The 13,564-nt window shown below is 50.9% G+C and carries 15 protein-coding genes and 1 rRNA gene; 7 read left to right on the top strand and 9 right to left on the bottom strand.

Annotated elements, in window-relative coordinates:
- Positions 1–118, bottom strand: a 16S ribosomal RNA gene (locus VFG09_14940); the annotation flags it as partial.
- A 683-nt stretch (positions 119–801) separates the two neighbouring features.
- On the opposite strand from VFG09_14940, the gene VFG09_14945 reads away from it, so the two are divergent.
- Positions 802–1,344 carry a GNAT family protein gene (locus VFG09_14945; GenBank protein HET6516448.1) on the top strand — a complete coding sequence of 181 codons (543 nt, stop codon included), beginning with the start codon at positions 802–804 and terminating at the stop codon, positions 1,342–1,344.
- Between the two features lie 100 nt (positions 1,345–1,444).
- Here VFG09_14945 and VFG09_14950 read toward each other — a convergent pair whose 3' ends face one another.
- Positions 1,445–2,425 (bottom strand): NAD-dependent epimerase/dehydratase family protein, encoded by a 981-nt coding sequence (locus VFG09_14950; GenBank protein ID HET6516449.1) that lies wholly within the window; start codon positions 2,423–2,425, stop codon positions 1,445–1,447.
- Between the two features lie 185 nt (positions 2,426–2,610).
- Between VFG09_14950 and VFG09_14955 the strand changes: the two genes are divergently transcribed.
- From VFG09_14955 to VFG09_14970, 4 genes are read left to right on the top strand one after another with little or no spacing between them, the layout of a single operon-like run.
- The gene (locus tag VFG09_14955) at positions 2,611–2,799 is read left to right on the top strand and encodes a hypothetical protein (GenBank protein ID HET6516450.1); all 189 of its coding nucleotides are present in this window, start codon (positions 2,611–2,613) and stop codon (positions 2,797–2,799) included.
- A 17-nt stretch (positions 2,800–2,816) separates the two neighbouring features.
- Positions 2,817–3,224, top strand: a complete 408-nt coding sequence (locus VFG09_14960) for a hypothetical protein (protein ID HET6516451.1) — start codon at positions 2,817–2,819, stop codon at positions 3,222–3,224.
- 8 nt (positions 3,225–3,232) lie between these two features.
- Positions 3,233–3,775, top strand: a complete 543-nt coding sequence (locus VFG09_14965; GenBank protein ID HET6516452.1) for a type I restriction enzyme HsdR N-terminal domain-containing protein — start codon at positions 3,233–3,235, stop codon at positions 3,773–3,775.
- A 42-nt stretch (positions 3,776–3,817) separates the two neighbouring features.
- Positions 3,818–4,195 (top strand): response regulator, encoded by a 378-nt coding sequence (locus tag VFG09_14970; GenBank protein HET6516453.1) that lies wholly within the window; start codon positions 3,818–3,820, stop codon positions 4,193–4,195.
- A gap of 41 nt (positions 4,196–4,236) precedes the next feature.
- Here the strand turns inward: VFG09_14970 and VFG09_14975 are convergent, their stop codons facing one another.
- The 7 genes from VFG09_14975 to dtd form a co-directional block, all read right to left on the bottom strand.
- Complete coding sequence (locus VFG09_14975) at positions 4,237–5,868, bottom strand: FAD-dependent oxidoreductase (GenBank protein HET6516454.1); 1,632 nt, start codon at positions 5,866–5,868, stop codon at positions 4,237–4,239.
- A gap of 96 nt (positions 5,869–5,964) precedes the next feature.
- Positions 5,965–6,432 (bottom strand): hydrogenase 3 maturation endopeptidase HyCI, encoded by a 468-nt coding sequence (locus VFG09_14980; protein HET6516455.1) that lies wholly within the window; start codon positions 6,430–6,432, stop codon positions 5,965–5,967.
- Complete coding sequence (locus tag VFG09_14985; GenBank protein ID HET6516456.1) at positions 6,419–7,747, bottom strand: Ni/Fe hydrogenase subunit alpha; 1,329 nt, start codon at positions 7,745–7,747, stop codon at positions 6,419–6,421. Before VFG09_14985 ends, VFG09_14980 begins: the two co-directional genes overlap by 14 nt.
- Entirely contained in the window at positions 7,740–8,489 is a 750-nt protein-coding gene (locus tag VFG09_14990; GenBank protein ID HET6516457.1) for a cytochrome B, read from the bottom strand. The genes VFG09_14985 and VFG09_14990 overlap by 8 nt, the downstream gene beginning before the upstream one ends.
- Positions 8,490–8,491: 2 nt before the next feature.
- The gene (locus VFG09_14995) at positions 8,492–9,328 is read right to left on the bottom strand and encodes an FAD/NAD(P)-binding protein (GenBank protein HET6516458.1); all 837 of its coding nucleotides are present in this window, start codon (positions 9,326–9,328) and stop codon (positions 8,492–8,494) included.
- Entirely contained in the window at positions 9,310–10,377 is a 1,068-nt protein-coding gene (locus VFG09_15000) for a 4Fe-4S dicluster domain-containing protein (protein HET6516459.1), read from the bottom strand. The genes VFG09_14995 and VFG09_15000 overlap by 19 nt, the downstream gene beginning before the upstream one ends.
- Positions 10,378–10,571: 194 nt before the next feature.
- On the bottom strand, positions 10,572–11,018 hold the full coding sequence (dtd, locus tag VFG09_15005) for a D-aminoacyl-tRNA deacylase (GenBank protein ID HET6516460.1): 447 nt from the start codon (positions 11,016–11,018) through the stop codon (positions 10,572–10,574).
- 125 nt (positions 11,019–11,143) lie between these two features.
- Between dtd and cysK the strand changes: the two genes are divergently transcribed.
- Together cysK and VFG09_15015 are read left to right on the top strand one after the other, a co-directional pair.
- Positions 11,144–12,070 (top strand): cysteine synthase A, encoded by a 927-nt coding sequence (cysK, locus tag VFG09_15010; protein ID HET6516461.1) that lies wholly within the window; start codon positions 11,144–11,146, stop codon positions 12,068–12,070.
- A gap of 30 nt (positions 12,071–12,100) precedes the next feature.
- Positions 12,101–13,393: a nucleotidyltransferase family protein gene (locus VFG09_15015; GenBank protein ID HET6516462.1), complete on the top strand. Its 1,293-nt coding sequence runs from the start codon at positions 12,101–12,103 to the stop codon at positions 13,391–13,393.
- Positions 13,394–13,564 lie beyond the last annotated feature (171 nt).

Consider the following 13,564-nt stretch of genomic DNA (forward strand, 5'->3'; position numbering starts at 1 on the left):
ACTCACCCGTCCGCCACTAAGTCATCAATGTATTGCTACACCAATGACCCCGTCCGACTTGCATGTGTTAAGCACGCCGCCAGCGTTCGTTCTGAGCCAGGATCAAACTCTCATTTGATACTGGTTTACTCAAATATCGACGTGGCCTACTTTTTTAGTTTTCAAAGAACATCCCCACAATACCTTGAGGTTTTGAGCTCCTGAGGCTCCAACAAAGTGGGTATCTTGGCAGTTGCTTAGGCTTCCCCTCTTCTTATCAGATTCGGGGCTTGCATCACTACATCCGCACGCTGATTCCCTTTTCTTTTAGCTGTTCCCTCAGCTCGCCTTAGCCTCAAGGTACTGCAGAGAAAAAAGAAACCCTCAAGAAGATTCCCTTTTTGTGCAGAAAATCTCTCGTCTTGCACGATTCCGCTTTTCTTCTATATTTAGAATACCATTTCTGTGAATATAGTCAATGCAGAAAAAGCATCAAAATAGAGAAATATTAAAATGTTTCTTTCATTATGCTAGAATTTGTTCCAATATCTCTCATTTTCTGGCACTTATGCCTCATAAAAATGATAACAGTCTTCGACGCCGGCACTTTTCTGGGACTCAAGAAACGTCAGCATACCCGTTGCCTCACATAAAAATCTACACGAAATGACTACTTGACAGGTTCCATCAATGGTTGTAGATTACAAGGTATGATCTATCGCAGAAATCTCTGGCCTGTAAGAGAGTGTTCACTTTTTGAGGCCTGGTAAATCTGTGAGTTGTTGCAGATAATCATGGGCAGCATCTGATCGGGGCCAGGATATGGAAGAAGTCCATAAATTTACAGCAAAAAACGGTGAGTTGATCACTCTCAGGCAAGCGGTTCCTGAAGATGCTCGAGAGATCATCAATACAGTCAGTTCTACATCCCTCGAGCGCAGTTATGTTTTAATGGAAAAACATGACAAGAATCCGGAGACGGAAGCAAAGTATATCAGAGACATGGACCGCAAGAGCAACCTCCTTCTCGTCGCAATCGCAAACGGTGCTGTGGTCGGAAGCCTCGCTGCGCTGCAGTCAGACGGCGGGCATAGGCAGCAGACGGCGCACATCCTCAACATCGGGCTCCATCTCACGAAGACTTACCGGGGACTCGGTATCGGCTCTGAGATGTTACGGTATACGGTTAAATGGGCGGTTGAGCATAGATTCAAGAAACTGGAGGCGAGCATATTTACTACCAATAAGCGCTCTCTTAATCTCTTCGGCAGGGCAGGGTTTGTTGAAGAGGCCACAAAGAGGAAACAGTTCAGGATCGGCACGGATTACATCGATGAGGTAATTATGGCGATGTTCCTCGAATAGACCCGTTTCTTGCCTTAATCGGTTCAGAAGTTTTTGCGTCTTTGTTATCGAAAGTGACGACCACCCTTAATATCTTCCATCTTCTTCAATAACAAGCGGACTACCGTGAGCGCCCTCTCCCTGTCCGGTAACTTTCAACCATCTCCCTAACCCCGTCAATGAGGCTGTATTCAGCCTGCCAATCAAGGAGATCGCGCGCCTTTCCGTTGTCGAAATAGAGGTCTCTTGAAAAGTAGCCTGCGTAATTGGTGAGATTGAGCGTAATGCCGAAGATGCCTGAGAAGAGATCGAACGGTATTGCGGAGACGCGGAGAAGGAGCGGAGGGATCGTTATGATTCTTAATCTCCTGCCAAGGTTTGTTGATATGGAACTGAAGAATTCTAACCAGCTGTGGCGAAGGCCATCGGTAAGGATAAAGGTCTGGCCCGATGCAGCAGGTTTTATCCCCGCAAGATAGATGGCTTTCGCCAAGTCTTTTACGTGTATCAGGGGCGCAAGGTTCTTGGCGTCTCCGGGAAAAGGGACGCCCACAGGCCCTATGATATCGAGCGCATCAATCAACTTCCCCAGGTATCTAGAGCCCGGACCAAAGACGGGAGCTGGTCTGATGATCGCATATTCACTTCCGTCAAGAGTAGTCTTTAGACGTTCTTCACATCTCTTCTTGTAGAGCGTATAGTGGTCTTCCAAAGATATTTCTGGCTGCGTATCTTCATCGGCCGGGATGCAGCACGGAATGCCGGAAACAGTTATGGAGCTGACGAACACAATGCGTTTCACCCCCTTCTTCCCAAGGTTCTCAATGATCGTCTCCATGAGTCTTATATTCTTTTCTGATGTGGCCCTTGTCCTGTTCCTTATTTCGCCGATGTGGTAGAAGACGTCTATCCCTTCCATGGCATTGAGAACAGAATCGGGCTTCTCGAGATCACCGCGGAATAATTCAACATCTCTGCCCTTCAGCCACTCAGGAATCTCCAGACTCCTCGAAAAAAATCTCACAGCATGGTGATCTCCTGCCAGGAGGTTGGTAACGTGACTTCCTATGAAGCCTGTCCCGCCTGTAATAAGCGCTTTCACAGTGTCACCGCAAGATCGCCAGCAGGCTGTTTCAAGATCATCTCACGACTTCCCGTTAATGTTGGCCTGTTCCTCTTCACATACAAAGGTTACCATAGTTCGATCGTTGCTTCCATCAAGAGATTGATCTCTCATCTTGCCGGTTGAATTTCTCCTGATATCACACTACAATAGATTCCACAATCATGAGAAAGGTGCACGTGCTGATTCTCATCGTTCTTCTCTTTGCCACGGGTGGTGTTTCCCATGCGGAAAAGGTCCCTGTTGTCACAAGCATCTATCCAGTCATGGATCTTGTGAGGCAGGTGGGGGAAGATCGTCATCATCTTATCACTCGTCTTTGGCTGCGCATTGCTGAAGAAGATTCTGACTGATTGAGGTATAATAACAAATGGCCGAGAAGACGAGACCAGCACTGAATTTCACCCTTGTCTGCGATGACATCAGGCAGGAAGTCGGAGGGAAGATCAGTCTCATGGGGCTCTTTGAGAATATCTATGCAACGCAATTCCCTGCCGTCCAGCTGAGACTCGCGATTATGAACGAGTGGAGCGACGGTACAGGGGAATTCGATGCCTTGCTGCGAATACTCTCGCCGGACAGAAAGGCGGTCCTTCGCGAGACACAGACGCGCTTGCGGCTTACCGATGCACGATACCGGCACAGGGATATTTCGATCCATTTGAATATTGAGTTCAAGGAGCCGGGGACATACTGGATTGAAAACTATGTGGATGGTGTTTTGGTAAACTCCGTTCCTTTACAGGTGATCCTTGTTAAGGAGAAATCCTTTCACTAAGAGGCCGCATGCCGGAAATCTCTGATCGCAAGAAACTGATCGAGGAAAAGATCCAAAAGACCGAAGAAGCTGCGGTCATAAGCCGTTCGGTCATCAGAGAGGCGGTGAAGGGGTACCTCCTTACAGAAAAGGGTTATGGCCCTGGGGATATCGAGACTGACCGCCCCTTTCAGATATTCCTTGACGGCAAGAGCGAATCCACCTCGGTTGATTACGTCGTCAATGTTGCCGGAAGAAGGCTTATGGCCATTAAGTGTTCGCCAGGAGCCCTGGAATCGAGGGAGCGGCATCTGATCTCCTTTGCGAGGGTTGTCGGTGAGTATCAGATCCCCCTGATCGTTGTGACCGACGGAGTGCGCGCGCGTCTCCTCGATTCAGTAACGGGAAGACTTGTCGGCGAGGGATTAAACGCTCTGCCTGCCAAGGATCAGGCAGCTGAGATGATCAAGACCATACACTTCATGCCTTACCCTGCAGAAAGAAGAGAAAAGGAAACGAGAATCCTTCTGGCCTTTGATGCGATCAAGTGTACGGAGGAATCCCCCGAGTAGGTTTTCGCTGAATAAACTCTTCTCGATCGTCTCAACAAACGAATGCGAATACTCCTCATCGAAGATGACAAGAGCGTATCGGGTTTTATCAAATTGGGCCTGGAGGAGGAATGCTACTCAGTAGACGTGGCTGATGACGGCAAAGCAGGTCTCCATCTGGCCACCTCGGATGGTTACGACCTCATGATCTTGGATGTAATGCTTCCCAAGATAAGCGGGATCGACCTCTGTAGGAGGTTACGAGAACAGGGAGTGAGAACGCCGATCATGATGCTTACGGGGCTCGATTCCGTAACGAGCAGGGTTGAGGGGTTTAACGTCGGAGCTGACGACTATCTCACAAAGCCCTTTGCTTTTTCGGAACTGCTCGCAAGGATAAAGGCGCTGTTACGGAGAGACCATGGATTTGATAAGCGGTAACGTCGAGCAGAAATCAGCAGAAGACATCTGACGGCCTCAGATCAGGGGACAGGCACCCTCACCTGCTCTTCCTTCCAGTAGGGACTTGCAATGTCTTCAAAGGCGGTAAGGGCGGCTAGTGACCCTTCTGACACCGCCACGACAATCTGCTTGACGCCGCCGGTGATGTCACCAGCCGCATATACCATCGGGAGGGAAGTCCTCTGCTTCTTGTCGACCTTGATATACCCGTCATTGTCCGTCGCGATCCCGAGCATCTTCGCAATCTCGTTGTTCGGCACGTACCCGATCGCAACGAAGACACCATCCACGACCACTTCCTTGATAATGTTCTCTTTTATGTTCTCGATCTCGACAGCACGAACAACCTTATCTCCGAGGATCTCTTTTACCCTGCTGTTCCAGAGGATAGGTATGTCTGCCTTTTCGAGACCCTCCTGAAGACGTCTCTCTGCCCTTAAGGTATCTCTCCTGTGGACAACGGTCACATGGGCCCCCAGCGTGTGAAGATAGAGGGCATAGGTGGCGGCAGTATTACCACCGCCGACAACGATCACCTTCTTGCCGTCCTTAAAAAAGTACCCATCGCATTCGGCACAATAGCTCACGCCCCTTCCGTAAAGCCTGCTCTCTCCCGGCACATCAAGCCTCTTGTTGCTTACGCCGGTTGCAATGATGATCCCCGTGGTTATGTAAATCGCCCAGTTCGTCTTCACATGGAATCCGTCTTCAACCTTCTCTATCTCTCTGATCTCCTCCGACAGGTGCATCTCGGCATACTGTGACGCCTGCTGGGCTATCATGTCCACGAGCGTCTTTCCCGGAATCCTTGAGAACCCCGGGTAGTTTTCGACCTCAGGGGTTATCGTCACCTGTCCGCCGATGTTCTCCCTTTCAAGGACTACGGTCTTGAGGCCGGCCCTTTCAGCATATATTGCCGCTGTCATCCCGGCAGGCCCTGCACCGACAATCACGAGATCCTTTTCGATAGGCTTGTCAGAGACCTCTGTCGGGACAATTTCAGGACGTTTCAGGGTCACAAGGGATTCCACAAAGTACTCTTCAGGCTCTGCGCCGGGAGAGGTGAGGATACCGTTGACGAAGGTCTGGGGAACGGAGACAATCCCGTACTTGTCCGCAATATCCCTGTTCTCGAAGATCTCGATGACTTCGGCGGATACGAGATCACTCTTTGCGATTGCTGCCGAGAGGGCATACATGACCTCCTGGGGACAGTAGGGGCACGTCGGGCTCACAAAGACCTGTATCTCGCGCTTTGTATCAAGCTCCATGATCTTCCTGAGCGATTTCTCTGAGATGATAACGCTGCCTGTCGAAGCCATCAGAATGGCCAAGATGAGCGAGCGGCCTTCTTCTCCCAGGGGAGCGCCGGTAAAACGAATTCTGTATTTGTCGGGAGCTATGAGAAGTGTCGGTGATCGTGTGACTCCTCGCTTATCCGCACGCTCGTCACCGATCGTATGGTATGAAGGCTTAACCTTCCTTGTTATCTCGGCAAGAGTTCTCACGAGTTCCACGAGGGTATCGTTAAACGTATCATTCATACCCTTCTTGGTATAGACTTCGATGAGGACATCATCCCTGAGGTCTTTGAAGGTATCCTTGAGGACCTTTTTGATATCTTCCTTGATGAGCTTCGGTCTCTTTTCCATGTGAATATTGTATGACTATTCCGCTATCTTTTCAACGTCAGAGAGCTTTTCGGTGGCCGCAGTGGCAACGATGGGGGGAAGGGATCGGGTGCTCCCTCATCCCTTGAGGAGAGCGATGATCTCTTCGGCTGACTCCTTCACCCTCGGAGAAAGGTCTTCCCCGTATGACATGTTTCCTGGCTGTATCCCCAGGAAGAGGACTTCTGCCCCTGTGTCCTCAGAGAGGATCTTCGCTATGATCCTCAGCGGAAAGATGTGGGTACTGAGCGTTGTGTCGGGAAAGGAATCTCCAGGGATCAAGCGGACCTCGCCGGGGCGGCCGCCAAAGTCCGCAGCATCGATAAGGATCGTCCGCAGAGGTCTGAGGTCGACTGCCTTGTCAAGAACGTTTTCCGGCTTGTCGCGGGCATCAAGAACGGAGATGTGGCCCTTTGACTCCGCGATATTCCTCGCCACGTAAGGGCCTACACCGTCGTCTGACCTGAAGGTGTTTCCCACCGTTATAACGAGCGTTATCCCCTTTTCAAGGGGCCTGAAGAGGTCCTTAATCTCAGCGGTTAACAAAGGTCACGTTCAGAAAATGGGTTGAGCATGATATGCAGGGGTCATAGGCACGGACGAGCATTTCGAGGGAGAAGGTTATTTCTTCGTCACTCTTGTTGAGGATCTCAGGAACGAGCTTTTCCATGTCATCTTCGATATTGCCGAGATTCTGGTTTGTCGGGATGACGCAGTCTGCATCTCTTATGATCCCTTTTTCGTCAATCTCATAGTGGTGGAAGAGAACGCCCCGGGGTACTTCAACAGCCCCGACGCCACTTCCTGCCTTCACCGGAATCCTGGATTCTTCGTTCAGGGCCACGAGGATCGCCTCATCACGGGCGATTCCCTCTTCCTTGAGGTCTTCCACAAGGGCGATGGCATCTTCGAGGCAGTGGACGGTTTCGATCAACTGCGCAGCGGTATTAAGATAGGGGTTGACGCACTTCGGCCTGATTCCCAGGAGAGAAGCCGCTTCCCTGGCCTTCGGACGGAGCTTGTCATGGTTGAGATTGAACCGAGCCAGCGAACCGACAGCATACGATCCCCTGCTGAGCCTGGTATGTTTCGCCGAGGAATGAGAGACGACGAACTCATTCGTAATGCTCTTGTATGATTTCTTGCCCTTCCTGACACCGTCGGTAGAGGCGAGATCGCCCATGAGGAGGGGATACTCGTCGGTATCACTCACGAGTGCAACATACTCGGTATCGCGCTCGAATTCCGGGAACCGGAAGGTCGATACCAATTCAACCGTGGCCTGGATATCAGGCACCATGCCTTTCAGCAAGTTGAGCATATCATCAAGGTCTTTTTCACCGGGCAACTTCGTAAACCCGCCGATCGTGGCGGAAATCGGATGGACATGGCGGCCGACGAGGATGTTGCAGAGGTCATTGCAGGTCTTTTTTAGGCGCAGCGCCCTTCGCACGACCTTATTGTGCGTGTCGACGAGAGGCACGAAGCTCTTCACACCCAAAAGATCAGGCGCTACGAGGAGATAGATATGGAGGATGTGGCTGTCAAGGATCTCGAGATGGAGGAGGAGTTTCCGCAGTTTCATCGTCTGTTCGGATGGTGTAACGCCAAGGGCGTCCTCAGCTGCCTGGATGGATGCAAGGGTATGACCGCACGCACAGATGCCGCATATCCTGCTTGTGATGTGCTGGGCCTCGAAGATCGAACGGCCCCTCAGCATTCCCTCAAAGAGCCGGAGCGATTCGACAATATCTAACCGGCAAATATCGAGGCTCCCGTCCTTGACGTTAACAACAATATTCCCGTGCCCTTCAACCCTGGTAAGGTATTCGACGTTGATCTTGACATCCCGTTTATTCATGGTGACCTGTTTCCCTGCATGCATTATACATGTTCATCTTATTGAGGATGAGGTCCAGGGGAATCTTATAACGTTCGATCACGGTCTTCGTCCCTTTTTCATTCGGGTTCGAGACCATGCCCCGGCATCCATAACAGATGTTTCCGTTATTGACACACCATGAGTTACATCCTGCCCGCGTCACAGGGCCGAGACAGGTGACACCCCTTTCGTACATGCAGACGTTCTCGTTCAGTTTACATTCAACGCAGACAGGATAATCAGGCACATAGTAGGGAGCGCCCTGGAGGACAGCCTTCAGCACCGCAACAAATTCAGGGGGGTATATAGGACAGCCGTTCACAAAATAGTCGACCTTCACGACCTGATGGACAGGCCTTGTCTTTTCGGTTTGATAGGACTTGTACAGGGACCCATAGACGTATTCCCGTATGTCATCAAGGTCAAAACCGTTCTTCATCCCGTTTACCCCGCCGATGGTGGCGCAGGAACCGTAGGCAACAATGACCTTCGATCTCTCGCGGATCTTTCTGATCCGCTCCTCGGCATGGCGGTCGGTGATGCTCCCTTCGACGACCGCAATGTCCAACTCCCCGTCCCATTTCTCCGACATTACTTCCCTGAACTCAACGACGTTGATGACGTCAAGCATATCGAAGAGTGCCTCTCCAAGATTTGCCACCTGCAACTGGCATCCTTCACAGCAGGCAAAGTCAAAAAAAGCGACCCTTGGCTTCTTCATGATCAGAGTGCCTCGCTCATCTGTTTAATATCGGCATAATTAAAAACCGGTCCGTCCTGGCAGACGTAAAGGCCCTGTATCTGGCACCTGCCGCATTTCCCCATCCCGCACTTCATGTGCCGCTCAAAGGAAAGAATGATCTGGCGTTCGGGTATATTCTTGGCAAGGAGTTCCCTGATAACGAACTTATACATAATGGGAGGCCCCACGATGATGGCAAAGGTCCTCTCGGGCTCAAGATGGACGCCAGGGATAAGGGTGGTGATGAGCCCCACATTTCCGGCCCAGTCCGGCGCAGCGCGGTCAACGGTGCATTCATAGTAAACATCCATGCGGCTGTTCCACTGCTCGAGCTCGTCGACAAAGAGCATATCCTTTGGCGACTTGCAGCCAAGAAGGATGTGGACCTTCCCGAAGTCCCGTCTGTTGAAGAGGACATGCTTGATCAAGGACCTCAAGGGGGCTATGCCGAGTCCCCCGGCAACGATGAGAAGGTCGTTCCCTTCCAGTATCCTGATCGGGAAGCCCCTGCCGTAAGGTCCCCTGATACCGACGACATCTCCTGCCTCAAGCCTATGGAGTGCAGTCGTGACCTTTCCGACGGCCCTCACGCAGATATCAAAGGAGCCGCGCGTTGCCGGGGAAGAGGATATGGAAATCGGTATCTCTCCGACGCCGAATACGGAGAGCATAATGAACTGTCCCGGTTCATGGTCGAGGCTTGTTCCCCCCTCCAGGGCTATCTCAAAGAGCTTTTCGTACTCCGTCATCTGTTTCGTTCGGATGATCTTGCCCGTCTTTACGTTATAATTCGATTCTTTTATAACCACTTTTTCCATACTCTGGCTGTGCCGCTCTCCACAAGTGCGTTAAGGGTCTCTTTAAGATTTATCTTGGCCATGCAGGTCCTGCTGCAACGACCGCACCCTGTGCAAAAGAACCGGGAGTACTTATCCACCGGGTACCTGAACTTGCGGTAATACCGGTGGCGCTGTCTTGTCGATCGGTCTTTCCTGAAGTTCTCTCCGCCGGCCACCACTGCGAAGGGCTCAAGCTGGCAGGAGTCCCATCTCCTGAACCGTCTCCCGCTTTTCAGCCCAAGGGTCACTTCGTCGATGAGATCGAAGCAGTAGCAGGTGGGACATACATTCGTGCAGTTGCCGCAGGCAAGACACCTCTCTCCCAAATCTTTCCATATGTCGCTCTCGAAGGACTTGTCAAAGAGTTCCGGGATATGGCGGGGCTCAACATCCACCTCATTCTTAAAGATAGCCCTCTTCTGCTCCCTCAGGTTGAGAAGCTCTTGCAAGTGGCTTCTGGAGGCCTGTTCGAAAAGGTTTGTCGCATCGATGATCTCATCTCCCACCTGGGTATTGACGTGGATGATAAAATGTCCTCCCATGTCAGTAAAAAAGAGGTCATAGCCTCCTGAAGGCATGCTCGCATTCACAAGGTTGCAGCTCGCAAATTCGTCGCAATACGCGTTACACTCGAGACCGATGATAGAGATCCTGTTCTTGCGAATAAGATAATTATAGTCCTTGGGGCGCCTCGAGAAAACCATGTTGAGACACTGGATCCCGGCAAGATCGCAGGTGTGGACCCCAAAGAGCACCATCTTCTCATATTCGACGACAGCCTGTGCGACCAATCCCTTGCTGGTGTTGTATTCGAGGAGGGTCTCTTGCTGGGGCATAAAGAATTTCTTTGACGGCAGGATGGTGGGCACATAGTTCAGGGCGATCTGGTCTCCTGATGTCACATCTTGAAAGGCATAATTGTTGTATCCCCTCGAGACCGGCGCAACGAGGCGCTGGAGATTCGACAGCCTCGAAATGAAGCCATCAAAATTCCCCTTCTTCAGGATTACGTATTGAATGTCTTTCACGGAATGTTCTCCATCATTTCATGGACCTGTCGGGGCAGGGTCTAAGACGGCCATCAGGTTTATAGGGTCACCTGCCAAATGTTCATATCTGCTTTTCAAAAAGAAACGTTAGCAGGTCATGCCCTCATTGACCCTTTAGGTATATTTTGCCTCATTTCTAGGATGAAGGTCAACTCTCTTTAACGGACCCGCCTTTATGACCTGCGGGAATCGAGGAGAAATGTGACAGGACCGTCATTGACAAGGCTCACCTTCATATATGCGCCAAACCGTCCGGTGGCGGCGGGTATCCCGAGATCTTCCATTTTCTTGACAAAGAGATTATAAAGTTCCTCAGCCCTTTCAGGAGCTTCGGCCTTATCAAAGGAAGGCCGGTTTCCTTTCCTGCAGTCTGCTGAAAGAGTGAACTGGGATACAATGAGGATACTTCCGCAAGTGTCGCGAACCGAGAGATTCATCTTGCCCTGCCCGTCTTCAAAGAGTCTCAAATCCGTAACCTTCCTGACAAGGTAATCGATGTCCGTCAGTCCATCTCCCTTCTCGATGCCGAGCAAAAGCAGCATGCCCTTTCCAATTTGCCCGACAACCTCGGCATCGACCATCACCGACGCCTCAAGAACCCTCTGAAGGAGCACCTTCATCGTGATTAGAGGGTATAGCAGGGCTGAGAGAAAAGTCAATTTTGGGAAGTCGAGAGGAGCGACAGTGAGAATGGCGCAATCACCTCCTGTGCTATAATTGAGCGAATACCTCAGGGGAGGTCCTCGTGAAACTCCATAAGGAAATTCTCGGCCTTATCGGCAATACTCCAATGGTGGGGATCAATCATCTCATCTCCGACTCGGCTGCCGAGGTATGGGCAAAACTCGAAGGCATGAATCCGGGGGGCTCTGTGAAGGACCGGATCGCCCTCGCGATGATCGAGGCAGCAGAGCAGGAAGGAAAGCTCAAACCGGGTGGCACTATCATAGAGCCCACGAGCGGCAATACGGGGATAGGACTTGCGATGGTCTCGGCAGTAAAAGGCTACAGGTTAATCCTCACAATGTCCGAGAAGATGTCGATGGAGCGGAGGCAGCTGCTCGAAGCTTATGGAGTCGAACTTGTTCTAACCTCGGGTGAAAGAGGGATGCTCGGAGCCCTCGAAAAGGCTGAGGTTATCTCCAAGAACAACCCCGGTTATTTCATGCCGGTACAGTTTGAGAACCCGGCCAATCCAGGGGCCCATCGAAGGACAACGGCAATTGAGATCATCGATGCCCTGGGCCTACCTGACGCCTTTGTTGCAGGAGTCGGCACAGGAGGGACGATTACCGGTGTTGGGGAGGTTCTGCGGGAAAAACGGCCGGATGTCCTAATTGTCGCTGTGGAACCAGCTGGCTCTGCCATTCTTTCGGGAGGTGCTCCCGGCCCCCATAAGATCGCAGGCATCGGAGCCGGTTTTTATCCCGGTGTTCTCAATACAAAGATCTATGACGAGATAATTCCTGTTAGTGACGATGACGCAGCAAGGACGACGAGAGAGCTTTCCCTGAAAGAGGGAATCCTCGCCGGTATATCCTCCGGAGCTGCAATGTGGGCTGCAAGAGAAGTTGCAGAGAGACTTGGGAAGGGCAAGAAAGTTGTCGTGATCTTTCCTGACAGAGGAGACCGCTATCTGAGTACAGGGTTGTTTGTCCCCGATGTTTGCTGAGGATATCAGCAAGAAAAAGAGAGGCCTCACATGAATCTCTCCCATGAAGACAGGTTCCTGTTGTCCTGCATCCGGTCCGGCAGGGATGCCGCCTTTGCAATAAAAGATATCTCAAAAAACTCACTGGACTGGGATGAAATCATCGACTCCGCTTCCTGGCATACTGTCGCTCCTCTGGTATACGGCACCCTGAAAGATATGCCGGAGCGTCGCTTCGTTCCCCCGAAGGCAATTGATGTGCTGAAAGAAGCCTATTATGCTGCATGGGGGAGGAATATGCTCTTATACGCTGAGTTAGGGAGAGTCTTGGAAGCCTTTCGGGCAGAAGGAATCGAGGTAATTCTCCTAAAAGGCGCGGCATTGGCGAAGACCCTCTATCCCGATATCGGGATGAGGCCCATGAACGACGTTGACATCATGGTTAAGAGAGAAGATCTTTTTCAGGCAGAGCGGAGACTCTCTGAATTGGGGTATGTCTTCCATGGAGGCAATACCCTTGAATGGTGGAGAGAGAACTATTGCCACATCGGTTATGTCTATCCTGAGCAGTCTGTCTTGGTCGAGCTTCACTGGCATATCACGAGCAAGACCGATTCATCAGGAATTCATGGTCTCGTATCCGATGTCACGGAGGGTTTTTGGAGAAGAGCGCATCATGGAGAACACTTTGGGGATAACGTTCGCATCCTCTCTCCGGAAGATGCCCTTCTGCACCTCTCTCTTCACTTCCTGAAGCATCGTTTCCCTTACAATAATCAACGCATCTTTACGAGCAGAGGGGCACTGATGCAGATCTCTGACATATTTCTGATCCTCAAACGGCATGGGGACGATATTGGCCCAAAAATATTCGGTCAGGAGACTGGGGTCCAAGGGGCCTTTAGCCTCGTTGAGTTTGTGGTCTGCCTTGTCCAAAAGATTATGGAAGACCGTATTTCGTCAAAGCTCATGACCAATTGCAGAGCGGCTCACGGTGATCATGAAGCCCTGAACCTGATGGCAAAGAAGATCTTCATCAGGGAAGAGACGCGCACGGGTGCATCCCACGATTTGGTCCACTCCCTCAGCAAGGAGAATGTCTACTGCGCAATTCGAAAAATTTTCAGGGCCTTCTTCCCTTCCCGGGAGGTCATAGCCAAGAAGTATGGAGTCCCATTGTCGTCGAAGAGGATCTATCTCTATTATTGCAGACGGCCTGTCGATCTTCTCCTCAGGCACAAGAGCAGTATATCAGAGATTCCGCTTATGAAGGACGAGGTCATGCTGAACAGGTGGTTTCATAGTCTCGATGACCAGAGCAAGGCAAGAAATGATTCTTATTAATGGTCTCATAATAGTCTGCACATTCTTGGCCGTCATTGTCTCGAAAATGACGTCCTCATCTTTAAGAGCCTTTATTTCTTGTGTCGATGTATATTCAGCAAGATATATATAACCGGCAAGAAAGTATAAATTGTCTCTCGTGCTCTATGGCAACAATCCTTAGTCCTTATA

The organism is Thermodesulfovibrionales bacterium (assembly GCA_035686305.1).
Classification (GTDB): domain Bacteria; phylum Nitrospirota; class Thermodesulfovibrionia; order Thermodesulfovibrionales; family UBA9159; genus DASRZP01.